The 25,737-nt window shown below is 58.4% G+C and carries 17 protein-coding genes and 1 pseudogene; 12 read left to right on the forward strand and 6 right to left on the reverse strand.

Annotated elements, in window-relative coordinates; translation table 11 throughout:
• The first annotated feature begins 107 nt into the window (after positions 1-107).
• Positions 108-2,036 carry an ATP-binding cassette domain-containing protein gene (locus ACYZTX_RS11790; protein WP_462034187.1) on the forward strand — a complete coding sequence of 643 codons (1,929 nt, stop codon included), beginning with the start codon at positions 108-110 and terminating at the stop codon, positions 2,034-2,036.
• A 63-nt stretch (positions 2,037-2,099) separates the two neighbouring features.
• Here the strand turns inward: ACYZTX_RS11790 and ACYZTX_RS11795 are convergent, their stop codons facing one another.
• The gene (locus ACYZTX_RS11795) at positions 2,100-2,537 is read right to left on the reverse strand and encodes a universal stress protein (protein WP_462034188.1); all 438 of its coding nucleotides are present in this window, start codon (positions 2,535-2,537) and stop codon (positions 2,100-2,102) included.
• Positions 2,538-2,641: 104 nt separating this feature from the next.
• On the opposite strand from ACYZTX_RS11795, the gene ACYZTX_RS11800 reads away from it, so the two are divergent.
• The 7 genes from ACYZTX_RS11800 (at position 2,642) to ACYZTX_RS11830 (ending at position 11,109) form a co-directional block, all read left to right on the forward strand.
• Complete coding sequence (locus ACYZTX_RS11800; RefSeq protein WP_462034189.1) at positions 2,642-3,079, forward strand: hypothetical protein; 438 nt, start codon at positions 2,642-2,644, stop codon at positions 3,077-3,079.
• A gap of 542 nt (positions 3,080-3,621) precedes the next feature.
• On the forward strand, positions 3,622-5,769 hold the full coding sequence (gene fadB / locus ACYZTX_RS11805; RefSeq protein WP_462034190.1) for a fatty acid oxidation complex subunit alpha FadB: 2,148 nt from the start codon (positions 3,622-3,624) through the stop codon (positions 5,767-5,769).
• A 32-nt stretch (positions 5,770-5,801) separates the two neighbouring features.
• Positions 5,802-6,977 (forward strand): acetyl-CoA C-acyltransferase FadA, encoded by a 1,176-nt coding sequence (fadA, locus tag ACYZTX_RS11810; RefSeq protein WP_007944141.1) that lies wholly within the window; start codon positions 5,802-5,804, stop codon positions 6,975-6,977.
• Positions 6,978-7,076: 99 nt separating this feature from the next.
• Positions 7,077-7,313 carry a DUF1653 domain-containing protein gene (locus tag ACYZTX_RS11815; RefSeq protein ID WP_046047845.1) on the forward strand — a complete coding sequence of 79 codons (237 nt, stop codon included), beginning with the start codon at positions 7,077-7,079 and terminating at the stop codon, positions 7,311-7,313.
• Positions 7,314-7,427: 114 nt separating this feature from the next.
• Positions 7,428-10,055 (forward strand): type I DNA topoisomerase, encoded by a 2,628-nt coding sequence (gene topA, locus ACYZTX_RS11820; protein ID WP_462034191.1) that lies wholly within the window; start codon positions 7,428-7,430, stop codon positions 10,053-10,055.
• Positions 10,056-10,196: 141 nt separating this feature from the next.
• Positions 10,197-10,721 (forward strand): DUF6586 family protein, encoded by a 525-nt coding sequence (locus ACYZTX_RS11825; RefSeq protein ID WP_046047843.1) that lies wholly within the window; start codon positions 10,197-10,199, stop codon positions 10,719-10,721.
• Between the two features lie 154 nt (positions 10,722-10,875).
• Positions 10,876-11,109, forward strand: a complete 234-nt coding sequence (locus ACYZTX_RS11830; protein WP_192302801.1) for a hypothetical protein — start codon at positions 10,876-10,878, stop codon at positions 11,107-11,109.
• 94 nt (positions 11,110-11,203) lie between these two features.
• Here ACYZTX_RS11830 and sulA read toward each other — a convergent pair whose 3' ends face one another.
• Both sulA and lexA read right to left on the reverse strand, forming a co-directional pair.
• A complete protein-coding gene (sulA, locus tag ACYZTX_RS11835) occupies positions 11,204-11,677 on the reverse strand; it encodes an SOS-induced cell division inhibitor SulA (protein ID WP_462034192.1) in 474 nt (157 codons plus the stop codon).
• 10 nt (positions 11,678-11,687) lie between these two features.
• Positions 11,688-12,296 carry a transcriptional repressor LexA gene (gene lexA, locus ACYZTX_RS11840; RefSeq protein WP_462034193.1) on the reverse strand — a complete coding sequence of 203 codons (609 nt, stop codon included), beginning with the start codon at positions 12,294-12,296 and terminating at the stop codon, positions 11,688-11,690.
• A gap of 229 nt (positions 12,297-12,525) precedes the next feature.
• Between lexA and ACYZTX_RS11845 the strand changes: the two genes are divergently transcribed.
• From ACYZTX_RS11845 to ACYZTX_RS11860, 4 genes and pseudogenes are all read left to right on the forward strand, one after another.
• Positions 12,526-13,233, forward strand: a complete 708-nt coding sequence (locus ACYZTX_RS11845) for a TetR/AcrR family transcriptional regulator (RefSeq protein WP_007933170.1) — start codon at positions 12,526-12,528, stop codon at positions 13,231-13,233.
• A 170-nt stretch (positions 13,234-13,403) separates the two neighbouring features.
• Positions 13,404-14,402: a beta-N-acetylhexosaminidase gene (nagZ, locus tag ACYZTX_RS11850; RefSeq protein ID WP_462037026.1), complete on the forward strand. Its 999-nt coding sequence runs from the start codon at positions 13,404-13,406 to the stop codon at positions 14,400-14,402.
• Between the two features lie 12 nt (positions 14,403-14,414).
• On the forward strand, positions 14,415-15,152 hold the full coding sequence (locus ACYZTX_RS11855; RefSeq protein WP_462034194.1) for an S-methyl-5'-thioinosine phosphorylase: 738 nt from the start codon (positions 14,415-14,417) through the stop codon (positions 15,150-15,152).
• 45 nt (positions 15,153-15,197) lie between these two features.
• A pseudogene (locus tag ACYZTX_RS11860) lies at positions 15,198-18,506 on the forward strand (DEAD/DEAH box helicase).
• A gap of 139 nt (positions 18,507-18,645) precedes the next feature.
• Here ACYZTX_RS11860 and ACYZTX_RS11865 read toward each other — a convergent pair.
• Genes ACYZTX_RS11865 through mfd form a run of 3 tightly spaced genes read right to left on the reverse strand, consistent with a single transcriptional unit; the run spans position 18,646 to position 25,377 of the window.
• Positions 18,646-21,339, reverse strand: coding sequence for a DEAD/DEAH box helicase (locus ACYZTX_RS11865; protein ID WP_462034195.1), 2,694 nt, complete (start codon positions 21,337-21,339; stop codon positions 18,646-18,648).
• Between the two features lie 11 nt (positions 21,340-21,350).
• The gene (locus ACYZTX_RS11870) at positions 21,351-21,917 is read right to left on the reverse strand and encodes a CsiV family protein (RefSeq protein ID WP_462034196.1); all 567 of its coding nucleotides are present in this window, start codon (positions 21,915-21,917) and stop codon (positions 21,351-21,353) included.
• Between the two features lie 10 nt (positions 21,918-21,927).
• The gene (gene mfd / locus ACYZTX_RS11875; protein WP_462034197.1) at positions 21,928-25,377 is read right to left on the reverse strand and encodes a transcription-repair coupling factor; all 3,450 of its coding nucleotides are present in this window, start codon (positions 25,375-25,377) and stop codon (positions 21,928-21,930) included.
• Between the last annotated feature and the right edge of the window lie 360 nt (positions 25,378-25,737).

The following is a 25,737-nucleotide window of genomic DNA, read 5'->3' on the forward strand; positions in this document are numbered from 1 at the left end:
AGCATCAGTTCGCAACATTTGTCGTGCAGAGTACCGCGAAGGTGAAATTGCCGGCCTTCTGAAGCCTCAAGTCAGGTAGAATGCGCGCCCGGTTTTTGGAGAAGCTCATGACCCTGCTCAAATTCAGCGATGTGTCCCTTGCTTTCGGCTCTATGCCGTTGTTGGACAAGGTGTCCTGGCAGATCGCCCGTGGAGAGCGGGTGTGCATCATCGGCCGCAATGGCACTGGCAAGTCCAGCATGATGAAGCTCGTCAAGGGCGACCAGAAGCCTGATGACGGTTCTGTTTGGCGTGCACCCGGCCTCAAAATTGGCGAATTGCCGCAAGAATTGCCGGTAGCCGACGAGCGGACCGTGTTCGACGTGGTGGCCGAAGGCCTGGACGGTGTCGGCGAGCTGCTCGCGCAGTATCACCACCTCAGCCAGAACATCGTTACCGACGCCGATCTGGACAAACTGATGCACGTCCAGCACGACCTCGAAGCCCGTGACGGCTGGCGTTTGCAGCAACTGGTCGACAGCACCTTGAGCCGTCTGCAGTTGCCGGCCGACAAGACCCTCGCCGAATTGTCCGGCGGCTGGCGTCGTCGCGTCCTGTTGGCTCAGGCTCTGGTTTCCGAACCCGATCTGCTGCTGCTCGACGAACCGACCAACCACCTGGACATCGGTGCAATTGCCTGGCTCGAAGAAGCGCTGAAGGATTTCCAGGGCGCTGTGCTGTTCATCACGCACGACCGTTCATTCCTGCAGAACCTCGCTACCCGCATTCTCGAACTGGATCGCGGTGGTCTGATCGACTGGAACGGCGACTACGCCAGTTTCCTCGTGCACAAAGAGGCCTCTCTGGCGGCTGAAGATACGGCCAACGCGCTGTTCGACAAAAAACTGGCCCAGGAAGAAGTCTGGATCCGCCAGGGCATCAAGGCCCGTCGCACCCGTAACGAAGGCCGCGTGCGCGCCCTCAAAGCCCTGCGCAACGAGCGTAGCGAGCGTAGCGAGCGTCGCGAGCGCACCGGCAAGGCCAACATTCAGCTGGACACCGCTGACAAGTCCGGCAAGCAGGTGATGGTCCTCGAGAATGTGAGCTTCGCTCATCCGGGTGGCCCGTTCCTGATCAAGGATTTCTCGATGGTCCTGACGCGCGGCGATCGTATCGGTCTGCTCGGCGCTAACGGTACCGGTAAAACCACACTGCTCAAGCTGATGCTCAGCGGTCTGCAGCCAACCAGCGGCACAGTGGAAGAGGGGACGCGCATCGACGTGGCTTACTTCGACCAGTTGCGCCATCAGCTGGACCTGGAAAAGACCGTGATCGACAACGTGGCCGAAGGTCGCGACTTCATCGATATCGATGGTCAGAGCCGTCACGTGCTGAGCTACCTCGGCGACTTCCTGTTCAGCCCGCAGCGTGCCCGCACGCCGGTCAAGGCGCTGTCCGGTGGTGAACGTGCCCGTCTGTTGCTGGCCAAACTGTTCAGCAAGCCAGCGAACCTGCTGGTCCTCGATGAACCGACCAACGACCTCGACGTCGAAACCCTCGAGTTGCTGGAAGAGGTCTTGCTGACCTTCAACGGTACCGTGCTGATGGTCAGTCACGACCGGGCATTCCTCGACAACGTGGTCACCAGCACCCTGGTCTTCGAAGGTGAAGGCAAGGTTCGCGAATACGTCGGTGGTTATCAGGACTGGCTGCGTCAGGGCGGCTCGCCGCGCCTGCTGGGCGTGACCGAGAGCAAATCGGGCAAGGCTGACCTGACCTCTGCGGTCGTGACAGCCGAAGCTGCGCCAGTGGCTGCAGCAGTTGAAGCGCCAGTGGCAAAGAAGAAGCTCAGCTACAAGTTGCAGCGTGAGCTGGAAATGTTGCCGGGTCAGATCGAAGCCATGGAACAGCAGATCGCTACCGTTGAGGCGCAAATGGCCGATGCCGGTTTCTATCAGCGTCCTGCTGCCGAGACCGCTGCAGTGATCGCTCAGTTGGAGCAGTTGCAGGCTGAGCACGATGTAATGGTCGAGCGCTGGGCAGAGCTGGATGCCTGATTGATCCAGCTATAAAAAAGCCCGGCGTTCAGTGATGAGCGCCGGGCTTTTCGCAGGGGTCGTTTAGCTTCTGACCAGGCGCACCGCGAGCACATCGCATGGCGCACCGTGCAGCACGTCATTGGCGGTCGAACCCAGCAGCAATGCCAGGCCGTGTCGTCCATGGCTGCCCACCACGATCAGGTCGCAGGTTTGTTCCTTGGCCAGGTGGTGGATCTCCTGACGCGGCTGGCCGTAGGTCAGGTGACTGTATTCTTTGGAGAGCTCCGGATACTTCACGATCAGTCGGTCCAGGCGTTCCTTGGCCTGATCGAACTGCTGTTGTTGCAGTTGTGACAGGTCCATGGGGACGTCGCCACCAAAGGCCATGGCCATCGGCTCGACAATGTGTACCAGGGACAATTTCGCCCCGTTGCTCACCGACAGTTCGCGAGCACGGTGGATAACAGGATCGCACTCTTCGGTTAGATCTACAGCGACCAGAATGTGGTTGTAGGGCATGAGGTGCTCCTCCTGAGGATTGCGATATTGGTAAGTATGGCTGGTTTCAAGCGCATTGGTTTCAAAGTGATTCAATGCGCTCATCAAGAATCGGGAGTACACATATGACGGTCTGGATAGTGGTGTCAATCCTGCTGGTGGTTCTGAGTCCGCTGGCATGGTTGCGGCCGTCGCGCCACCAGAGCGGCCGCATGGCCCTGCGCATGGAGGCACGGCGCATCGGATTGGCGATGCAGCTGGCGCCTCAGGACTGGCCGCACTGGCTGAGCCAGGAGCCGCCGAGCCCTTGCGCCCAGTACCATCGGCCGCGGCGAGGCACTCAGCCGGCGTGCTGGAGTTACTGGCAAAAAGCACCCGGTGTGTGGGTCAACCAGTGGCAGGAGGTCTGCGAGGATCAGGCGCTGCTTAATCATTTCGAAAAATTGCCAGCTAACGTCTACAAGATCGAAGCGGACAAGCAGATGATCACTTTGTATTGGGGTGAAAAGGGCGAAGCGGCGGTTTTGCAGGATATTGATGCGCTGCTGAAAGCGCTGGCATAAATCGCGGAAATTTCGCGCCGCAATGGTGCGAAACGTCGGGCAGCCAGGCAATAAAAAGCCCGACATCATCATCGGGCTGGAGTTGGCCAGGCAGGCCGGTAATTCGGTGTGGAGCTGTTCTTACGCTGGGCATTCGCCAAAAGCGTTGATGTTTTTTTCCTCAAGGTCCCGCCAGCGTAGCTTGTTAAACAAAGGCTGCAGCGAATTAGGGCGACTTTTCTAACTATTGATCCTATGAATGGCCTCACATGCAGCGGCGTGTTGCAGGTCTTCGTGGTACGGAAATGACCGGAAAGTCGCGTTTCAACCAGTATTTTGGGCGATTGACAATTGTCGGAAATTCCGTGAAGGTAACGTACCCAAATCAAACGGGCGTATGAATTGAGCGTTTGTATTACAGATCGCTCCTACAGAATCCCGACTATCGCGTTGGCGGGTGTGCCGGGTGGATTGGCGTTAGCATCGACGATAAACGTCCCTGCCGAGCCATTCGCCTGCGTCCGACGTGTACTGTTCAGCTTCCATATCGTGGAGATCAGTTGATGATTTACGAAGGTAAAGCCATCACGGTTACGGCTCTTGAAAGTGGCATCGTCGAATTGAAATTCGACCTCAAGGGTGAGTCCGTCAACAAGTTCAACCGTCTAACCCTGAACGAACTGCGTCAGGCTGTAGACACTATCAAGGCAGATGCTTCGATCAAGGGTGTGATCGTCAGCAGTGGCAAGGACGTGTTCATCGTCGGCGCCGACATCACCGAATTTGTCGAAAACTTCAAGCTGCCTGATGCAGAGCTTGTTGCTGGCAATCTGGAAGCCAACAAGATTTTCAGCGATTTCGAAGACCTCAACGTCCCGACTGTCGCCGCGATCAACGGCATCGCCCTGGGTGGCGGTCTGGAAATGTGCTTGGCGGCGGACTTCCGCGTCATGGCCATCACCGCCAAAATCGGTCTGCCGGAAGTCAAGTTGGGCATCTACCCGGGCTTCGGCGGTACTGTGCGTCTGCCGCGCATCATTGGTGCCGACAACGCCATCGAGTGGATTGCCGCCGGTAAGGAAAACCGCGCTGAAGACGCATTGAAAGTTGGTGCCGTCGACGCCGTGGTCGCCCCGGAAAAATTGCAGGAAGCGGCACTGAACCTGGTCAAGGGCGCCATCTCCGGCGAATTTGACTACAAGGCCAAGCGTCAGCCGAAACTGGAAAAGCTCAAACTCAACGCCATCGAACAAATGATGTCGTTCGAAACCGCCAAGGGTTTCGTGGCCGGTCAAGCTGGCCCGAACTACCCGGCGCCGGTTGAAGCGATCAAGACCATCCAGAAAGCGGCGAACTTCGGTCGCGACAAGGCGCTGGAAGTCGAAGCCGCCGGTTTCGTCAAATTGGCCAAGACCTCTGCCGCGCAGAGCTTGATCGGTCTGTTCCTGAACGATCAGGAACTGAAGAAAAAGGCCAAGGCCTACGACGAAATCGCCAAAGACGTGAAGCAGGCTGCCGTATTGGGCGCCGGCATCATGGGGGGCGGTATCGCTTATCAGTCGGCTTCCAAAGGGACGCCGATCCTGATGAAGGACATCAACGAGCACGGCATCGAGCAAGGTCTGGCTGAAGCCGCCAAGCTGCTGGTAAGTCGCGTTGATAAAGGTCGCATGACCCCGGCGAAAATGGCTGAAGTGCTTAACGGTATTCGTCCGACCCTGTCCTACGGTGATTTCGGTCACGTTGACCTGGTGGTTGAAGCTGTCGTCGAGAACCCTAAGGTCAAGCAAGCCGTTCTGGCCGAAGTCGAAGACAAGGTCAAAGAGGACACCATCCTCGCGTCCAACACCTCGACCATTTCCATCACCTTGTTGGCGAAAGCCCTCAAGCGTCCGGAAAACTTCGTCGGCATGCACTTCTTCAACCCGGTGCACATGATGCCGCTGGTAGAAGTGATCCGTGGCGAGAAGTCCAGCGAGCTGGCTGTTGCCACCACCGTTGCCTACGCCAAGAAAATGGGCAAGAACCCGATCGTCGTCAATGACTGCCCGGGCTTCCTGGTCAACCGCGTGCTGTTCCCGTACTTCGGCGGTTTCGCCAAGCTGGTCAGCGCCGGTGTGGACTTTGTCCGTATCGACAAGGTCATGGAAAAATTCGGCTGGCCAATGGGCCCGGCCTACCTGATGGACGTGGTCGGCATCGACACCGGTCACCACGGTCGTGACGTGATGGCTGAAGGCTTCCCGGATCGCATGAAAGATGACCGTTGTTCGGCTATCGACGTGCTCTACGAAGCCAAGCGCCTGGGCCAGAAGAACGGCAAGGGCTTCTACGCCTACGAGACCGACAAGCGCGGCAAGCAGAAGAAAGTCGCCGACCCGTCGGTGCTGGAAGTGCTCAAGCCGATCGTTTACGAGCAGCGCGAAGTTACAGACGAAGACATCATCAACTGGATGATGATCCCGCTGTGCCTGGAAACCGTGCGTTGCCTGGAAGACGGCATTGTCGAAACCGCTGCCGAAGCCGACATGGGTCTGGTCTACGGTATTGGTTTCCCTCCATTCCGTGGCGGTGCGCTGCGCTACATCGATTCGATCGGTGTTGCAGAGTTCGTTGCCCTGGCTGACCAGTACTCTGATTTGGGCGCGCTGTACCACCCGACCGCGAAGCTGCGTGAAATGGCTAAAACCGGCCAACGGTTCTTCGGTTAAGCGTCCAAACACTTGAGCGAGAGTGAAATTTTATGAGCTTGAATCCAAGAGACGTCGTGATTGTCGACTTCGGTCGTACTCCGATGGGCCGCTCCAAGGGCGGCATGCACCGCAACACCCGCGCCGAAGACATGTCGGCGCACCTGATCAGCAAACTGCTGGAACGCAACGTCAAGGTTGATCCGAACGAAGTCGAAGACGTGATCTGGGGCTGTGTGAACCAGACCCTGGAGCAGGGCTGGAACATCGCTCGCATGGCGTCCCTGATGACGCAGATCCCGCACACCGCTGCCGGTCAGACTGTCAGCCGCCTGTGTGGCTCGTCGATGAGCGCACTGCACACTGCCGCGCAAGCGATCATGACCGGTAACGGTGACGTGTTCGTGGTGGGCGGCGTCGAGCATATGGGTCACGTGAGCATGATGCACGGTGTCGATCCGAACCCGCACATGTCGCTGTACGCGGCGAAAGCCTCGGGCATGATGGGTTTGACCGCTGAAATGCTGGGTAAAATGCACGGCATCACTCGCGAACAACAGGACGCTTTCGGCGTGCGCTCCCACCAGCTCGCTCATAAAGCGACGCTGGAGGGCAAGTTCAAAGACGAAATCATCCCGATGCAGGGCTACGACGAGAACGGTTTCCTGAAACTGTTCGACTACGACGAAACCATTCGTCCGGAAACTACCCTGGAAAGCCTGGCGGCTCTCAAGCCTGCTTTCAACCCTAAGGGTGGCACCGTGACAGCCGGTACTTCGTCGCAAATCACCGACGGTGCTTCGTGCATGATCGTGATGTCGGCGCAGCGTGCACAGGACCTGGGCATCCAGCCTATGGCAGTGATTCGTTCGATGGCGGTGGCAGGTGTGGACCCGGCAATCATGGGCTATGGTCCAGTACCGGCTACGCAGAAAGCACTGAAGCGCGCGGGTCTTGGCATTAACGATATCGACTTCTTCGAGCTCAACGAAGCTTTCGCCGCACAGGCCCTGCCAGTGCTGAAAGATTTGAAAGTGCTCGACAAGATGAACGAGAAGGTTAACCTGCACGGCGGCGCGATCGCCCTGGGTCACCCATTTGGTTGCTCCGGTGCGCGTATCTCCGGCACTCTGCTGAACGTGATGAAGCAAAATGGCGGCACCTTTGGGGTAGCCACCATGTGCATTGGTCTCGGCCAAGGCATCTCCACCGTCTTCGAACGCGTTTAAGCGTTTCGTCGAAGGAAGCCGGGGCCAAGTGCCCCGGTTTTTGTTTTTCTGAATTTATTTTTGTTTTTATTTTGAAAAGATTTGAGTGAGGGCCAAAGCATGCCGATACAACCTGGGCTCTACCAACATTACAAAGGTCCGCAGTACCGTGTATTCAGCATTGCGCGGCATTCTGAAACCGAAGAAGAAGTGGTCTTCTACCAAGCCCTGTATGGCGATTACGGCTTTTGGGTGCGTCCCTTGAGCATGTTCCTGGAGTCGGTCGAGGTTGACGGCGAACAGGTACCACGCTTTGCTTTGGTGCAAGCCGAACCGAGCCTTTTTTCGAAGCCATAAGCTGAGTGCGCGCAAAACCCTGCGCTTGACCTCACCTTGTAGCCACTATATATAGCGGTGCCGCGTCAGGCGCCAACCGCCTTTCACTTCTAGAATTCAGGAATTTTCTGATCCATGGGCAAATCGCTGGTCATTGTGGAATCCCCGGCTAAGGCCAAGACCATCAACAAGTATCTGGGTAACCAATACGTGGTGAAGTCGAGTATCGGCCATATCCGAGACCTGCCCACCAGCGGTTCGGCTAGCGCCAGCAAAGAGCCAGCCGCCAAGCGCGGCAAGGCCGCCGCGGGTGAAGGTCCGGTGCTCACGCCGAAAGAGAAGGCGCGCAAGCAGTTGGTCTCGCGCATGGGTGTCGATCCCGATCATGGCTGGAAAGCCAAGTACGAGATCCTCCCGGGCAAGGAAAAGGTCATCGAAGAGCTGCGCCGGCTCGCCAAAGATGCTGACACCATCTATCTCGCAACCGACTTGGATCGCGAGGGGGAAGCCATTGCCTGGCACCTGCGCGAAGCCATCGGTGGTGATGACAGCCGCTACAAGCGCGTGGTGTTCAACGAAATCACCAAGAAGGCGATTCAGGAAGCCTTCTCCAAACCGGGCGAGCTGGACATCGATCGTGTCAACGCCCAGCAGGCGCGTCGTTTCCTCGACCGCGTAGTGGGTTACATGGTTTCGCCACTGCTGTGGGCCAAGGTCGCCCGTGGCTTGTCCGCCGGTCGTGTGCAATCGGTTGCCGTGAAGCTGGTGGTCGAGCGTGAGCGTGAAATTCGCGCGTTCAACCCGGAAGAGTACTGGGAAGTCCACGCTGATCTCGGCACCGCCAAGGGCGCAACCGTGCGCTTTGACGTGGCTCGCGAGAAAGGCGAGGCCTTCAAGCCACTCAACGAAACCCAGGCCATGGCCGCGCTGGAGAAGCTCAAGGCTTCCAGCTACAGCATCGTCAAGCGCGAAGACAAGCCGACCAGCAGCAAGCCGTCGGCACCTTTCATCACGTCCACTCTGCAACAGGCTGCGAGTAATCGCCTGGGCTTCGGCGTGAAGAAAACCATGATGATGGCCCAGCGTTTGTACGAAGCGGGCTACATCACGTATATGCGTACCGACTCCACCAACCTCTCGGTTGATGCGGTGACGATGGCGCGTACTTATATTGAAGGCGAGTTCGGCAAGAAATACCTGCCCGAAAACCCGAACGTCTACAGCAGCAAGGAAGGCGCACAAGAGGCTCACGAAGCGATTCGTCCGTCCGACGCCAACACCGAGCCAAGCAAGCTGTCGGGCATGGAGCGTGATGCTGAGCGGCTCTACGAGCTGATCTGGCGCCAGTTCCTCGCTTGCCAGATGCTGCCGGCCCAATACCTGTCGACCACTGTCACCGTCGGTGCCGGTGACTTTGAGTTGCGCGCCAAGGGCCGCATCCTGAAATTCGACGGTTACACCCGCGTCATGCCACAAATCGCCAAGCCTGGTGACGACGACGTGCTGCCGGACATGGCCCAGGGCGACGCGATGAAGCTGATCAAGCTTGATCCGACCCAGCACTTCACCAAGCCACCGGCACGTTACTCGGAAGCCAGCCTGGTTAAAGAAATGGAAAAACGCGGCATCGGTCGTCCTTCGACCTATGCCGCGATCATTTCGACCATCCAGGACCGTGGCTACGTTGCGCTGCACAACCGACGTTTCTACTCGGAAAAGATGGGCGACATCGTTACCGAGCGTCTGGCCGAGAGCTTCTCCAATCTCATGGACTACGGCTTCACCGCCGGCATGGAAGAGAACCTCGACGACGTGGCGCAAGGCGAACGCGACTGGAAAAACGTGCTCGACGAGTTCTACGGCGACTTCAAGAAGAAACTCGAAGTAGCCGAAAGCGCCGAAGGCGGCATGCGCGCCAACCAGCCGGTGATGACTGACATTCCGTGCGTGTTGTGCGGTCGTCCGATGCAGATTCGTACCGCATCGACCGGCGTGTTCCTCGGCTGCTCGGGCTACAGCCTGCCGCCGAAAGAGCGCTGCAAGGCCACCGTCAACCTGGTGCCGGGCGATGAAATTGCAGCGGACGACGAGGGTGAATCGGAATCGCTGGTACTGCGCGGCAAGCACCGCTGTCCGATCTGCAGCACAGCGATGGATGCTTACCTGCTGGACGAGAAGCGCAAACTGCACATCTGCGGTAACAACCCGGATTGCTCAGGCTACGAAATCGAAGAGGGCACTTATCGCATCAAAGGCTACGAAGGTCCGAGCCTGGAATGCGACAAGTGCGGCAGCGAGATGCAGCTCAAGACCGGCCGTTTCGGCAAGTTCTTCGGTTGCACCAATGCGACGTGCAAGAACACTCGCAAACTGCTGAAAAGCGGTGATGCAGCGCCGCCGAAGATGGATCCGGTGAAGATGCCTGAGCTGAAATGCGAGAAGGTCAACGACACCTACATCCTGCGCGACGGGGCTTCCGGCTTGTTCCTGGCGGCCAGCCAATTCCCGAAAAACCGCGAGACGCGTGCTCCGCTGGTCATGGAAATTGTGCCGCACAAGGATGAGATCGATCCGAAGTACCACTTCCTCTGTGAAGCACCGAAGAAAGATCCGGACGGCCTCCCCGCCGTGATCCGTTACAGCCGCAAGACCAAAGAGCAGTACGTGCAGACTGAAGTCGACGGTAAGCCGACTGGCTGGAAGGCGTACTACGACGGCGGCAAGTGGAAGGTTGAAGACAAGCGTCCATCAGCCAAGGCTTAAAAGGCGCTGTATACAAAAAGGCCGCATGACAACCCTCGGGTTTTCATGCGGCCTTTTGTTTTGTGCTTGCGGTGAACTTGGGTGATCCACGACACTGTCTGATCTGCGTGAAGCAATTATTTCGTTGTGGAGGCTGCCGTCATGGCCCACGAACTCTATACCCGTACTAACCAGAAGATTTACTTCGCCGGCCTGTCGCTGGAAGCGCTCGCCAGAGCCGAAGAAGGGCGTGCGATGAACTCGCTGGCGCTGATTCAGGCCGGACGCGAATCGGCGTTGTTTCACTTGTACGGTGCGTTGCTGGGGCTGTGCCATGAAATCGCCGGTTTCTATCGCTTGCCTCAGGCCAATGCGCCTCGGGCCGAGTTGTTGCTGACTCGAGAAGTACTGGAAGCCATCGCTATTCCCGAAATGGCCGAGATGGTTGAGTTGGCCAATAATTCGGAAACCTGGCTGGCCAAACTGCTCGCGGCCCATGCTGCACTGTTTCAGCCGCCACGGGCGCCGCACAAACCTAAGGGTGACGTGACGCAACCGCTGATCCTGGCCGTTAACCTGGATGAAGAAGAGGCTCCGCAAGAGCTGAGCCGGGAAGAGCTGGAGAGCTGGCGTCAGAACCTCAAAGGGCTGGCGATTCGGTTTCGAGAAGGGCTGAACGAGTGCTGAAGGATCGAGCGGAATAACGGATGGCCCGGTGGGTTGTCCGTTCAGGGATGAGAGCTGTCGGAAATTTCTCTTTGTAGTGGCATCTGGTCAAGATCCCGAGCGAAGCCTGGCTGATGCCTATATAATCCCCGCCTTTCGTGGAGAACAGACCTATATGCCAACGTCCTTTCTAGAAATCGTCGAGTTACCAGACGGCCGTATCGAGCTGCGCAGGGCCGAGGACGAGGGTTCTCTGGTTACTTTGAATTTCTCCGAGGATGCCAAAGCATTCCTGCAAGGCCAGCACGTTGAAGTCGCGAAGGCGATGCTGAGCGTCGGCGTTCAGATGGCCGGACGCTTGGTTGAAGGCGAATTCAATACAGACGAGGGATCACGGGTTCTTCATTGATCCCGCTCGTCGGTTTTTTACTGGTATCGCTACAGGTCGGCTTCTCTATCCTTGGAGAAGCCCCGCGCTGTTCAAAGCGCGTATTGTTTGTCAGTTAACCCAATCGAATATTCAGACTTTGTGCGTCCCCGATCCGGGCGGCGCTGATCAACTGTTGCCGCAAAGTCGCGCTCAATGGGTTGAGCCAACTGACCACCGTGTGGCTGCGGCCCAGGCGCAAGGCCTCGCAGGTCAACTGCTGCGCGCTCTGAGCGCCACGCGGTTGTAGCAGCAGGATGCGTTCGCGGTTAAGGCCGGCGTCCCGCAACCAGGTCTGGGTCAGGCTGGCGGGCGGGGCAATCAGTGTTAGCCAGCGCGCGTCCTGGTCTTGGCTCAGTTCCCTGAGGATCGGCGCAAGAAGGTTCAGGCAATTCCCGGCTGCACCACGCAGCGACAGCTCACTGAAGACTTCGGGCTCGGCGCTCCAGGGTGACTCGACCACTTCTTTCAGGATCGGCGCCAACGGCTGCACCATGAAAGCCTCGAACAACGGCAGTTGGGCTTGCTGTGATGTGTGTGGGAACTGCATAAAGCCTCCTTTAGCGGCGAATGACGCCGACACTCAAGCCTTCGATCACCAGTTCCTGATCTTTCAGGTTCACTTCGATAGGGGCGAATTCAGCGTTTTCCGCAATCAACCAGACCTTGCTGCCATCGCGCTTGAAGCGCTTGACGGTCACTTCGTCGCCGATCCGCGCCACCACGATCTGGCCGTTGCGGGCTTCACGGGTGGTGTGCACTGCCAGCAGGTCACCGTCGAAAATGCCCACGTCCTTCATGCTCATGCCATGAACCCGCAGTAGATAATCGGCGCGAGGATGGAAGAACGACGGGTTGATGTTGCAGGACTCTTCGATGTGTTGCTGGGCGAGGATCGGAGCACCGGCAGCCACTCGGCCAATAATCGGCAGGGTGGACTCGTCGGCCTTGGCTTCGAAGCCGGGAATGCGAATGCCACGGGAAGCGCCGGGCGTCATCTCGATAGCACCCTTGCGAGCCAGCGCCTTGAGGTGTTCTTCCGCAGCGTTGGGTGACTTGAAACCCAGTTCCTGAGCGATTTCCGCACGGGTTGGCGGGTAGCCGTTGTCTTCGAGGCAACGTTTGATGAAGGCCAGAATCTCTGCTTGGCGTGGCGTCAGCTTTAGCATATTGATCGCTCTGTCTTTTTATACAGTGACTGGGATTATATACAGTGAAACGGTCTTGGCAATGCCCCTTTTTTTGCCGGCCGCCAGACGGTCGATCAGCCTGCTGATTCACGCTTGGGAGTTGTATGGTTAAATAGCTGACCGACCATTCCCAAAACGAACCGGCAGGCTTGACAATGCACAGGCTGAAACGTATGTTTCAAACAAGTGTTTGTCAGGCGGAGTAGCCATGGCCCAGTCGGAAACCGTTGAACGCATTCTTGATGCTGCCGAGCAATTGTTCGCGGAAAAAGGTTTCGCTGAAACCTCATTGCGTCTGATCACCAGCAAGGCCGGTGTCAATCTGGCGGCGGTGAACTATCACTTCGGCTCGAAGAAGGCGTTGATCCAGGCCGTTTTCTCGCGCTTTCTTGGGCCGTTCTGCTTAAGCCTCGATAAAGAGCTGGAGCGGCGTCAGGCCAAGCCAGAGAACAAGCCGACACTTGAAGAGCTGCTGGAAATCCTCGTCGAGCAAGCCCTGGTGGTGCAACCACGCAGCGGTAACGATCTGTCGATTTTCATGCGTTTGCTGGGGCTGGCCTTCAGTCAGAGCCAAGGGCACTTGCGGCGTTATCTGGAAGACATGTACGGCAAGGTGTTCCGCCGCTACATGATGTTGGTCAACGAAGCTGCACCGCGTATTCCGCCGATTGAGCTGTTCTGGCGCGTGCACTTCATGCTCGGTGCCGCCGCGTTCAGCATGTCCGGTATCAAAGCCCTGCGCGCAATTGCCGAGACCGACTTTGGCGTCAACACCTCCATCGAGCAGGTCATGCGCCTGATGGTACCGTTCCTGGCTGCCGGCATGCGTGCCGAAACCGGCGTCACCGACACGGCCATGGCCACTGCGCAGTTGCGGCCGCGCAGCAAATCGACCCCGGTTGCCGCTAAGGTTTAACCGCACACGGGTGGGCGCGGCAGCTGACATCCGCTAAGCTAGCCGCCCATGCCGACTCTCGTTCTGAACCTGTTCCCCATTTATATCGCCGACCTGCCGGGTACAGCCCAAGGCGGCGATTTCGTGCGAGCCGGGTTTATCATTATCAAGGAATCTCTATGACTGCTGGCCTGCAAGGCTCGTTGATGGTGGACGTCGCCGGTACCTGGCTGACGGCTGAAGATCGCCAATTGTTGCGCCAACCCGAAGTGGGCGGCCTGATCATTTTCGCCCGCAATATCGAACACCCGCGCCAGGTGCGCGAGTTGAGTGCCGCGATCCGCGCCATTCGCCCCGATCTGCTGCTGGCCGTCGACCAGGAGGGTGGCCGGGTGCAGCGCCTGCGCCAAGGCTTCGTGCGACTGCCAGCCATGCGCGCCATCGCTGACAACCCGAATGCCGAATACCTGGCCGAGCAGTGCGGCTGGATCATGGCGACTGAAGTGCTGGCCGTCGGCCTCGACCTGAGCTTCGCTCCGGTACTGGACCTCGATTATCAGCGCAGCGCCGTGGTCGGCACCCGTTCATTCGAAGGTGATCCCGAGCGCGCAGCGTTGCTGGCCGGTGCATTTATTCGTGGCATGAACAGCGCCGGCATGGCCGCCACCGGCAAGCACTTTCCCGGTCACGGCTGGGCCGAGGCAGATTCCCACGTCGCAATCCCTAATGATGAGCGCAGCCTCGACGAGATCCGCGCCAACGACCTGGTGCCGTTTGCCAAATTGAGCAAGCAACTGGCTGCGGTCATGCCGGCCCACGTTATCTATCCGCAAGTCGATTCCCAGCCCGCCGGTTTCTCTCGCCGCTGGTTGCAGGACATTCTGCGCGGTGAGCTGCAATTCGACGGCGTCATCTTCAGTGACGACCTGTCCATGGCCGGCGCCCACGTAGTCGGCGATGCTGCCAGCCGTATCGAAGCGGCGCTGACGGCCGGTTGCGACATGGGCCTGGTGTGCAACGATCGCGCCGCCGCCGAATTGGCCCTGAGCGCCGCCCAACGTCTGAAGGTAGAACCATCCGAGCGCATCGCGCGGATGCGCGGCCAGTCATATGCCAACATCGAATACCGTCAGCACCCGCGCTGGCTCGCAGCGGTCGGCGCGCTCAAAGAAGCTCAACTGATTGATTGAGGACCTTTCGTTATGACGGTTTACGCGATTATCGGTGGCACCGGCCTGACTCAATTCGAGGGGCTGAGCATTCGTCAGTCATTGGCGGTGGACACCCCTTACGGTGCACCTTCAGCTGAAGTGCAGATCGGCGAGTACGCCGGCAAGGAAGTGCTGTTCCTCGCGCGCCACGGTCATCCTCACCGTTTTCCGCCGCATCAGGTGAACTACCGCGCCAACCTCTGGGCGCTGAAGCAGGCCGGTGCCGAAGCGATTCTCGCGGTCAATGCCGTGGGTGGAATTCATGCTGCGATGGGTACCGGACATTGCTGCGTGCCGCATCAGCTGATCGACTACACCAGCGGTCGCGAACACACTTATTTCGCCGATAATCTCGAACAGGTTACCCACATCGATTTCAGCTATCCCTACAGCGAACCCCTGCGTCAGCAGCTGATCGCGGCGTTGGCGGCTGAGGGCGTTGGCTTCAGCAGTCAAGGCGTGTACGCCTGCACACAGGGGCCGCGTCTGGAAACCGCAGCGGAAATTGCGAAACTGGAGCGCGACGGATGCGACATCGTCGGCATGACCGGGATGCCGGAAGCGGCATTGGCGCGCGAGCTGGAACTGGATTACGCCTGTCTGGCGTTGGTAGTAAACCCGGCAGCGGGCAAGTCCACGTCGGTGATCACCATGGCCGAGATCGAGCAAGCGTTGCATGACGGGATAGGCAAGGTGAAGTCGACGTTGGCGCGGGTATTGAAACGCTGATCTTGACGCTCCAGACTCCAGCAATTTTCAGAAGCGTTGCATCTAATGTTGACAATAATTGAACAGCTCCGTGAGCTACCGTGGGCGGATGAGTTCAGTCATCGCGCTCTGGATAAAGCTCGCCGATACGCTGTGGAAAATCGGGTGCAGGTCCGCGAAATGGAGGACGTCTTCGTTCTCGCAACCTGCAAAGGTTCCCAGGGGAACATCTACGAGCAAACCATTGAACTCATCGAAGACTTTAACGGCGAGTTTGAACTGGAGTGCTGCTGTTCGTGCCCTGTAGTGGTCAATTGCAAGCACTGCGCGACCGTGCTTTATATGTTGCAAGAACTCCCCATGGACTCGTTCAAAAGCACTGCCCCAGTCCAGCTGAATCGCGACCTGGAGCGCTGGCTCAATTATGTTCCTCGCGACGTTGCAGATCGCGATGAGTCTGCCAAGAGCACCGGCACGTGCTGGGTATACAAACTCAGAGCAACGTCGACTGCAGGCAAATGGTTGCTGGAAATCTGCAAGGCTCGTCAACTCAAGGACGGCCGCTTGCAGGACATCAAACCTGTGGTCTCGCCGTCAGAAGCATTGATGCGAGAGCCTGGCTATCTATCCGAGCTTGACCTGCGAATCGCCAGGTTGCTGGTCGCGATCCACTCCTATCATTCTTTTTACAGCGGTTACCCCCTGCAAGGCAGCAGTGGGGCTGAAGTCCTCCAGTTGGCATTGAAAACTTCGCGGTTATTTCTCGACTTCGAACAATTGCAGCCCCTGGCATTTGGAATGAGCAGGTCTGCGCAGTTTTCCTGGGCCGAGCAAGCCAGTGGCAGTTTCCGTCCTCAGTGGCATAGTGACGAAGCGTCTGAAGAAACGATTCTGGCGCTGGAACCTTTGTACTACCTGGACCGCGAACGGATGGAGGTTGGACCGCTGCTCAGTGAGCTGGATGAGAAACTGGCGTGCCATCTGTCATTGGCCCCTGACATTCCGGCACGTCAGGCGATGCAGTTCAGCCATCGGATGAGTGCAGCGACTCGAGTCGTTTCTCCTCCGCACGCGTTGACCGAACGGGTTTTCGATGACGTTGAACCCCAAGCCCACCTGACACTTGCAAGCTATGTGCAAAGAAATCGACGCTGGCAGTATGAACACGAGCATCGCGCTGCGCTGGCCTTTACCTACGACGGCCATAGGGCGGCAGACAAAAAATCCACGGAAATATTGGTACTGTCCGGCACCGAAACCCAACGCATTCAACGTAAACCCGCCGCCGAAAAAGTCTTGCGTCAAGCCTTGCAAAAACAAGGCTTGAAAAAGGCCACCCGTAAAAGTGATGCGTTACCCGACAGCGCAGGTGAAATGTTTGGGTTGCCGGATGACTCGGCGTGGCTGGCTTTTGTGCAGTCCGGTGTGCCGGTGCTCAGAGAGGCCAATTGGCAGATCCATATCAACGACGGTTTTCATTTCAATTTGCAGCCCGTAGAAGAATGGTATGCCGACGTCGAGGAGTCTCCGGGGCGCGAATGGTTCGATCTGCAGTTGGGCATCGTGGTCAACGGCGAGCGCCACAGTTTGCTGCCAATTCTGCTGCAATTGATGCGCCGGCAACCGCAACTGTTGAACCTGGCAGAACTGGCGTTGCGTGACGATGACGAGCAAGTGCTGATCGATCTCAATAGTGGGCAGTTGGGTGCCAAGCCAGGCATAAAAGTTGCGCTGTCCCTAGGGCGGGTCAAGCCATTGATGGCGACGCTCGGCGAATTGTATATGGGTGTGAGCAGCGGCACCTCGTTGCGCTTGAACGCCCCTGATGCAGCGCGCTTGAGTGAATTGGAAGGGCTGCCGCTGGTCTGGCAGGGCGGCGAGCGTTTACGTAGTTTCGCGAAACGCTTGCGTGAATCGACTCAGCAAAACGTTGCTGTTCCGCAAGGCCTCAACGCCACACTACGGCCTTATCAGCTTGAAGGCCTGAACTGGATGTAAACCCTTCGTGAGCTGGAGGTCGGCGGTATCCTCGGTGACGACATGGGCTTGGGCAAGACCCTGCAAACCCTGGCTCATCTGCTGTTGGAAAAGCAGGCGGGTCGACTCGATCGGCCGGCGCTCGCGGTGATGCCGACCAGCCTGATACCCAATTGGCTAGACGAAGCGGCACGCTTCACTCCGCAATTGAAAGTACTGGCACTGCATGGCGCCACTCGGCAAAAGGACTTCATCAACCTTGCCGAATACGATCTGGTGCTGACCACCTATGCGTTGCTGCCGCGTGATCTTGAGGTTTTGCAACCACAGGTCTGGAGCGTGCTGATTCTCGATGAAGCGCAAAACATCAAAAATCCGCTCAGCAAGGCCGCTCAAGCTGCCCGAGATCTGGAAGCTCGGCAGCGTTTGTGCTTGTCCGGCACGCCGTTGGAAAATCACCTGGGCGAGTTGTGGTCACTGTTTCACTTCTTGTTACCCGGCTGGCTTGGCGACAGTAAAACCTTCAATCGTGACTACCGTACCCCGATCGAGAAGCACGGCAATATCGAACGGATGCAGCACCTGACGGCTCGGATAAAACCCTTTCTGCTACGTCGCAAGAAAGAACAGGTCGCCACCGAGTTGCCGCCTAAATCCGAGATTGTGCATTGGGTCGAACTCAGCGATGGGCAACGGGATGTCTATGAAACCGTGCGTGTGGCGATGGACAAGAAGGTGCGTGACGAAATTGCCCGAAGCGGCGTTGCGCGTAGCCAGATCATCATTCTCGATGCCTTGCTCAAGCTGCGTCAGGTGTGCTGCGATCTACGGCTGATCAAAATGCCCCTGACGGCGAAAGCCCTCCGTGCTGGCAGCGGCAAGTTGATCGGGCTGATGGAGATGCTCGAAGAGTTGCTCAGCGAAGGCCGCAAGATTTTGCTGTTCTCGCAGTTCACGTCGATGCTTGCATTGATTGAGGAAGAGTTGCAGCGGCGAGGGATCGGTTATTCATTGTTGACGGGTGAAACGACGGATCGGCGCACGCCGGTAAAAGACTTTCAGGGCGGCAAGGTGCCGTTGTTCCTGATCAGCCTCAAGGCAGGCGGGACAGGACTGAACCTGACAGCGGCGGACACGGTCATCCACTTCGATCCTTGGTGGAATCCTGCCGTTGAAAACCAGGCGACCGACCGTGCTTATCGTATCGGTCAGGATAAGCCGGTGTTCGTCTACAAGATGATTGCGCGCGGCACGGTGGAAGAAAAAATACAGGCGCTGCAGCAGGAGAAGGCGGCGCTGGCTGGGGCGGTGCTTGAAGGTGGGACGACGGGTGGGTGGAAGCTTGAGCAGAGTGACATTGAAGCGCTATTTGCGCCATTGCCTGATTCGAAATCCTGATAAAGCGTGACTGCAGTGAGTCCGAGCTGACGCCATCGCGGGCAAGCCACGCTCCCACAGGATTGATGTCAACCCTGTGGGAGCGGCGGTGCGGCGATCCGACTTGCCCGCGATAGCAACTTTTCTGGCGTCGCCGATCTCAGCGTTTTTCCAACTTGTCCGGCAGCGGCGCAAACAACGCCTCGATATCATCACTCTGCAGCTTCCAGTCCCCGGTCTTGCGCCCATCCAGCACGCCAGCCGCCAAGTCGGATTTTTCTTTCTGCAGGTGCTGAATCTTCTCTTCTACCGTGCCTCTGGCAATCATCTTGTAGACGAACACCGGCTTCTCCTGACCAATGCGATACGCCCGATCAGTCGCCTGATTTTCCGTCGCCGGATTCCACCAAGGGTCGTAGTGAATCACCGTGTCGGCTTCGGTCAGGTTCAGGCCAACGCCACCTGCCTTCAGGCTGATCAGAAAGATCTGACGCTTGCCGCTTTGGAAGTCTTTTACCGGGGCGCGCCGGTCGCGGGTCTGCCCGGTCAGCAGCGCATACTCGACTCCGCGCTTTTTCAGCTCATCTTCAATCAACGACAGCATTGAGGTGAACTGCGAGAACAGCAGAATCCGCCGACCTTCATCGAACAATTCCTCTAGCATTTCCATCAGGCTGTCGAGCTTGCCGGACGTGCTGCCGCGAGTGGGCAGGGCGGCGTCATTGACCAGGCGCAAATCGCAGCACACCTGACGCAGCTTCAAAAGCGCCTCAAGAATGATGATCTGGCTGCGCGCCACGCCCTTGCGGGTGATCTCGTCGCGGACTTTCTTGTCCATGGCCAAGCGCATGGTTTCGTACACGTCGCGCTGGGCTTCGTTGAGCTCGACCCAATGGATGATTTCGGTTTTCGGCGGCAACTCGGTCGCCACCTGTTCCTTGGTTCGGCGCAGCAGGAATGGTTTTATCCGACCGTTGAGGTGCTGAAGTCGTACTTCGCTGGCGCGCTTTTCAATCGGCACACGGTAATCGCGGTTGAAGCTTTTCACGTCACCCAGCCAGCCGGGTAGCAGGAAGTGAAACAGCGACCACAGCTCACCCAAGTGGTTTTCCAGCGGCGTGCCGCTCAGGCACAAGCGCTGACGAGCATTCAACTCGCGGGCAGCGTGGGCGGCCTTGCTGTTGGGGTTCTTGATGTACTGCGCCTCATCCAGAACCAACACGTGCAATGGCTGCGCCGCCAGACGTTCGACGTCTTTGGGCAGCAACGCATAGGTGGTCAGGATCAGGTCGTAATCGGCCAGATTGTCGAAATGCTTTTTGCGACTGGCACCGTACAACGCCAGCACCTTGAGTTGCGGTGTGAAGTGCGCGGCTTCGTCGAGCCAGTTAGGAATCAAGCTAGTGGGCATCACCACCATGCACGGCCGATCGAGGCGTCCAGCGATCTTCTCGCTGAGAATGTGCGCCAGGGTCTGTAGGGTTTTGCCCAGACCCATGTCGTCCGCGAGGATCCCGCCAACTTCCAGTTGCCGCAACGACTGCATCCAGCTCAGCCCTTCCAGCTGATACGGGCGCAAGGTCGCGTTCAAGCCTTCCGGCGCGGTCGCGGTGAAGTCCTTGATGTCCCGCAGGCGCTGGGCAAAGGTACGAATTTGCTCGCCACCCTCCCAGAGCAACGGCAGATCTTCCAGCGGATTCAATCGCGTCGCATCGGCCTTGCTCAGGCGCAGCGCAGTTTCGCCGGGCCCTTGCAGGTAGAACTCGCCGAGGGTCGCCAGCACCGGTTTCAACCGACCGAAGGGCAGGGCGACTTGCAACGGGCCGTACTCGGAGTTCGGGCGGTTGGGGATGTTCACCAGGATCAACTCGTCGTCGCGACGTCGGGCCAGACGTTCCGGGTTGAGGATCTCGGTGTGGGAGCGCATCAGGTTCAACAGGATCGGCAACAGGCTCAGTCGCTCGCCGTTGACGATGATCCCCAGTTCCAGGTCGAACCAGTCGCGCTCCGGCGCCTGTTCGACGGTGGCGTACCAGTCGTCCACGGCCGTCAGGTCGAAACCGAAGTCTTCGTCGATCTGCAGCTCCCAGCCCTGGGTGCGCAGCTTCGGCAGTTCATTGAGGGTGAAGGTCAGCCAAGCGCTGTCGTTGACCATCTCGAAGAGCTCGCCGGCACTTTCCGGCAAGGCCTTGCTTTGCCGGGTGGCGATTTTGAAACCGAGGATTCGCAGCTGTTCCCGGTAGGTCTGTTCGACTTCGGGGTGACGTTTTATCCGCAGCGTCTGGGTTTCCTGACGGATCAGGATGTCAGCGTTCTTCTGCCCGCTGGCGTATTCATCCAGGTAGCTGAAGGACAGCGCTGCGCGATGCTGGATATAGCGCTGCATCTTGCCGTTGCGCGGTTCGAACGCGCTGAATTCAATGCTCGCCAGCCACAAGCGCGGCACCGGTTGCACGTTATCCACCAGCACTTGCGGCGGCGCTTTCGGGCTACGGTTTTCCAGTACGGCCTGAAGTTTTTCCAGCAGCTCGGCGTCTTGCGCCGCAGCGGGATAAGCGAGGGTTTCCTGTACTTTCAGTAGCACCGCCGCGCAGTGTTTGCAGTTGCTGTGGACCGGGCAGGTGCAGGTGGCGTCAATCATCAGCAAGGTGGCTTTGGCCGACTCGCGCAGGCGAATGGTCTGACGATAAACGTTACCGCCAGAGCCTTCGCAAGCAGCGATGATTGTGGCGTCGCCGGCTTCGACGATCCTGACGCGGTTTTCCAGCGCGTAGCGGCGGCCACGCTCCAGGCTCTGTTCCTTGAATCGGCTGACCCAGGAAGGTGCCAGGGGTTTGCTCAGGGTCGCAGGCATAAGGACTTCAATCAGTCCGGTATTTCAACAGCGTCTGGCCGAGGCGCAGGGGCGGTGAGGGACGTGATCTTGATCAGCAGGCCAAGGTGGCCGTTGTCGAGGAAGTTCAGCTGGCCGTTCTTGGTGTGGCTTTCCTGTTTCAGGCGTTCGCTGGCGGTGACCATGCCGTTGGCGTCGATCTGGTTGACCCAGAAGTCGGCGTCGACGTCGGTGAAACGCCCCAGTTTCAGGTTCAACGTGCCCTCGATCGGGAATTGGCCGAACTGTTCTTTGCCCTCGCTGATCGCGACTTTGCTGGCTTCTTCGCCAAGGTTCTGTTGCCAGGCCTTGTGCAGCAACACCGTGTATTCATTGCTGGCGGTGAGTTTTTCCACTTCGCCATTGAGGCTCGGCGTGCGCAGGCTGTCGGGGCTGATGGGTTGAGCTCCGGCAGCCCAGTCTTCGGGTGCGGCTTTGCTGACAATGGCAGGTACGGCGTTTTGACGGACCAGAATCATTTCAATCTGATACAGGTCATCGGCAAACGTCGTCGGCGCAACCAGGGTCATCAATAGGATCAGTGAGCGAAACAGGCGCATGCGGCGTCCTTCAAGCAGTTTTTGGAATGAGGTGCTCAAACAGCGCCTCTACAGTATTAAAGCGCTCTTCCGAGCGCTCCATCGGCACCTGGAATTTAAACATCGTGGCGCCTTCGAATTTGTAACGTTTGGGCTGGCTCTGGATCAGCTTGATCAGTGTCAGCGGGTCAACCGGGGTTTGCGTCGCGAACTCGATTCGACCCCCTTGCGGGCCGCCGTCGACTTTCTTGATGCCCAGGAGCTCGGCCTGCAATTTCAGCGCGGTGATGCGCATCAGGTTCTTGGTCGGCTCCGGCAACAGGCCAAAACGATCGATCATCTCCACTTGCAGGTCCTTGAGGCCTTCCTCATCGGTGGCCGAGGCGATGCGTTTGTAGAGAATCAGTCGAGCATGTACGTCCGGCAGGTAGTCCTCGGGAATCAACGCCGGTACTCGCAGATTGACTTCCGGGCCGCCACCCAGCGGTTGATCGAGGTTGGGTTGTTCGCCCTTGCGGATCGATTTCACCGCGCGCTCGAGCATTTCCATGTACAGCGTGAAACCGACGGCCTGGATTTGCCCGCTCTGCCCGTCGCCGAGCAATTCGCCGGCGCCACGGATTTCCAGGTCGTTGGTGGCGAGCACGAAGCCCGCGCCAAGGTCCTGTGTATTGGCGATCGCTTCCAGACGTTTTTCGGCGTCAGGCGTGATCTGCTGACGCGGCGGCGTCAGCAAATAAGCGTAAGCCTGGTGGTGACTGCGACCGACCCGGCCGCGCAATTGGTGCAGCTGCGCCAGGCCGAACTTGTCGGCACGCTCGATGATGATGGTGTTGGCGCTCGGCACGTCGATGCCGGTCTCGATGATGGTCGAGGCGATCAGCACGTTGAAGCGCTTGTGGTAGAAGTCGCTCATCACCTGTTCGAGATCGCGTTCGCGCATCTGCCCGTGGCCGATGCCGATCCGCGCTTCCGGCACCAGTTCGGCGAGGTCAGCGGCGCACTTCTCGATGGTCTTCACGTCGTTGTGCAGGTAATAGACCTGGCCGCCACGCAACAGCTCACGGAGCAAGGCCTCTTTGACCGTGCTCTTGTTCTGCTCCATGACGAACGTCCGTACCGACAGGCGACGGGCCGGCGGCGTGGCGATGATCGACAGGTCGCGCATGCCCGACACCGCCATGTTCAGCGTGCGGGGAATCGGCGTAGCGGTCAGGGTGAGGATGTCGACTTCACTGCGCAGCGCCTTGAGCTGTTCCTTCTGACGGACACCGAAACGGTGCTCTTCGTCGATGATCACCAGCCCCAGGTTTTTGATTTTCACATCGTCGGATAGCAGTTTGTGGGTGCCGATGACGATGTCTATCTTGCCTTCGGCCAGATCCGCGACCGCAGCATTTATTTCTTTGGTCGACTTGAATCGGCTCATCACTTCAACGCTCACCGGCCAATCGGCGAAGCGATCGCGGAAGCTGTTGTAGTGCTGCTGCGCGAGCAGGGTGGTCGGCACCAGAATCGCCACCTGACGACCGCCGTGTACCGCGATGAACGCTGCACGCATCGCCACTTCGGTCTTGCCGAAACCGACGTCGCCGCAGACCAGGCGGTCCATCGGTTTCGGCGCGAGCATGTCGGTGCGCACCGCTTCGATGGTGGTTTGCTGGTCCGGGGTTTCTTCGAACGGGAAACCGGCGCTGAAGGTCGCGTAATCGGCTTTCGGGTCGGCGAACGCATAACCTTCGCGAGCGGCACGGCGGGCATAGATGTCGAGCAGCTCGGCGGCGACGTCACGCACTTGTTCGGCGGCTTTGCGTTTGGCTTTCTGCCAGGTTTCGGAGCCGAGACGGTGCAGTGGAGCCAGGGCATCGTCGCTGCCGGTGTAACGGGCGATCAGGTGCAGGTTGGCCACCGGCACGTAAAGCTTGGCGTTTTCGGCGTATTCAAGGGTCAGGAATTCGGCGGCCTGATTGTCGATTTCCAGGATCGTCAGCCCGAGGTAACGCCCAACGCCGTGATCGATGTGCACCACTGGCGCGCCTTCACGCAGCTCGGTGAGGTTTTTGATGACGGCATCGTTGTTGGCATCGGCGCGTTTCTCGCGGCGACGGCGCTGCATCACCCGCTGACCGAACAACGGGCTTTCGGCGACCAGGGCCAAGGCCGGGTCGTCGAGCACCAGACCTTCGTCGAGCGGCGCGATGGTGATCGCCAGGCGCTCCTTGCTCGCAACGAAGTCCGGCCAACTGTCGACGGTTTTCGGTCGCAGCTTCAGGCGTTCCAACAACTCCAGCAAGACTTCACGACGGCCCGCGGATTCGGCGGTAAACAGCACGCGGCCGGGGAACTCGTCGAGGAAACCCGCCAGCGCCGCCAGCGGTTGAGTCGCCTTGGCTTCGATGGCCAGGTTCGGCAGCTCCCGAGCGGGGAAGCGCTCGCGGCCGATACCGGTTTCCACATCCTGTTGGCTGGCGACCACACGCGGCCAGTTCTTCAGGCGAGCGAAGCAATCTTCCACCGGCAGGAACAACTCGGCTGGCGGCAATAAAGGACGGGCCGGATCGACGCGGCGCTCTTCATAACGATTGCGCACGTCGTTCCAGAAGTTTTCCGCCGCCTGCTCGATGCCCGGCAAGGAAAACACTTGTGTGTCCTGAGGCAGGTAATCGAACAGCGTGGAGGTTTCATCGAAAAACAGCGGCAGGTAGTACTCGATACCGGCCGGTGTAATCCCGCTGCTCAAATCCTGAAAGATCGGGCAGCGACGAAAGTCCACATCGAAACGCTCACGGAAACGCGCCTTGAAGCGGGTGACCGCATCCTTTTGTAGCGGAAACTCTCTCGCTGGCAGGAGGCGAACCGTTTCCACTTTGTCGATGGAGCGCTGGTTTTCCGGATCGAATGTACGAAGAGTCTCGATTTCGTCGTCGAACAGGTCGATGCGGAAAGGTAATTTACTGCCCATCGGGAACAGATCGATCAGCGAGCCGCGTACGGTAAATTCGCCGTGCTCGTAGACGGTATCGACGTAGCGATAGCCGCTGGCCTCAAGCCGGGTGCGCATTTGCTCGACATCGAGCTTCTGGCCGATGTCCAGCACCAGGCTGCTGCCGAGCAGGAATTTGGTCGGCGCCAGGCGATGCAGGGCCGTGGTGATCGGCACGACCAAAACGCCATGGCTCAGCTCCGGCAATCGATACAGCGCGGAGATTCGTTGGGAAATAATGTCCTGGTGTGGCGAAAACAGATCGTAGGGCAGGGTTTCCCAGTCCGGGAAATGCAGCACAGGCAAATCCGGGGCGAAGAAACTCAGCTCCTGTTCCAGCCGTTCGGCACTTTGGCTGTCGGCGGTCAGTAGCAGGGTAAAGCGCTTGGCAGCGCTGGCGGCCTCGGCGATGGCCAGGCTCAAGGCGGCACCGGGCAGATTGCCCCAGTGCTGTTTACCTGCCGCAGCAGGGAGAAGCGGTAGACGCAGAACGGGCACGGAAGGTTGAGCTCCAAGCGTTGCGACAAAGTCGGTAATTGTAGCGGTCTCAGGTGCCGGCTGTCAGTTGCAGATATGTCTATTACGCGGGTTGGGCGAAATGTAGTGGTAAAGACAAAATCCGGCCGTTTTTTTGTGAAAACTACCGATTATGTAGTGGCAAAACGAACCGGTGTTACGGATGGTTACGGACAAGGTAGCGCAGTCCCCAAAAAATTGACTACGTTGGAGGCCCCGGTTTTATTGGGCTTCAGCACTGCGTGGTTTTTTTGAAGAGGATTTTGTTACGGCCCGCGCGACAGGCGCGCATTGCTACGGGAGGCACTCGGCGGCATAATGTAGCCCCTTTTTTCTGCCCCT

This window comes from Pseudomonas sp. MDT1-17 (assembly GCF_054898105.1).

Bases quoted from the DNA above. Each gene is read 5' to 3' on its own strand.
- ACYZTX_RS11790 (WP_462034187.1), top strand. From the start codon at position 108: ATGACCCTGCTCAAATTCAGCGATGTGTCCCTTGCTTTCGGCTCTATG.
- ACYZTX_RS11825 (WP_046047843.1), top strand. From the start codon at position 10,197: ATGGCCCACGAACTCTATACCCGTACTAACCAGAAGATTTACTTCGCC.
- ACYZTX_RS11800 (WP_462034189.1), top strand. From the start codon at position 2,642: ATGACGGTCTGGATAGTGGTGTCAATCCTGCTGGTGGTTCTGAGTCCG.
- sulA (WP_462034192.1), bottom strand. From the start codon at position 11,677: ATGCAGTTCCCACACACATCACAGCAAGCCCAACTGCCGTTGTTCGAG.
- lexA (WP_462034193.1), bottom strand. From the start codon at position 12,296: ATGCTAAAGCTGACGCCACGCCAAGCAGAGATTCTGGCCTTCATCAAA.
- ACYZTX_RS11815 (WP_046047845.1), top strand. From the start codon at position 7,077: ATGCCGATACAACCTGGGCTCTACCAACATTACAAAGGTCCGCAGTAC.
- ACYZTX_RS11845 (WP_007933170.1), top strand. From the start codon at position 12,526: ATGGCCCAGTCGGAAACCGTTGAACGCATTCTTGATGCTGCCGAGCAA.
- fadB (WP_462034190.1), top strand. From the start codon at position 3,622: ATGATTTACGAAGGTAAAGCCATCACGGTTACGGCTCTTGAAAGTGGC.
- topA (WP_462034191.1), top strand. From the start codon at position 7,428: ATGGGCAAATCGCTGGTCATTGTGGAATCCCCGGCTAAGGCCAAGACC.
- fadA (WP_007944141.1), top strand. From the start codon at position 5,802: ATGAGCTTGAATCCAAGAGACGTCGTGATTGTCGACTTCGGTCGTACT.
- ACYZTX_RS11855 (WP_462034194.1), top strand. From the start codon at position 14,415: ATGACGGTTTACGCGATTATCGGTGGCACCGGCCTGACTCAATTCGAG.
- ACYZTX_RS11865 (WP_462034195.1), bottom strand. From the start codon at position 21,339: ATGCCTGCGACCCTGAGCAAACCCCTGGCACCTTCCTGGGTCAGCCGA.
- ACYZTX_RS11870 (WP_462034196.1), bottom strand. From the start codon at position 21,917: ATGCGCCTGTTTCGCTCACTGATCCTATTGATGACCCTGGTTGCGCCG.
- ACYZTX_RS11830 (WP_192302801.1), top strand. From the start codon at position 10,876: ATGCCAACGTCCTTTCTAGAAATCGTCGAGTTACCAGACGGCCGTATC.
- ACYZTX_RS11795 (WP_462034188.1), bottom strand. From the start codon at position 2,537: ATGCCCTACAACCACATTCTGGTCGCTGTAGATCTAACCGAAGAGTGC.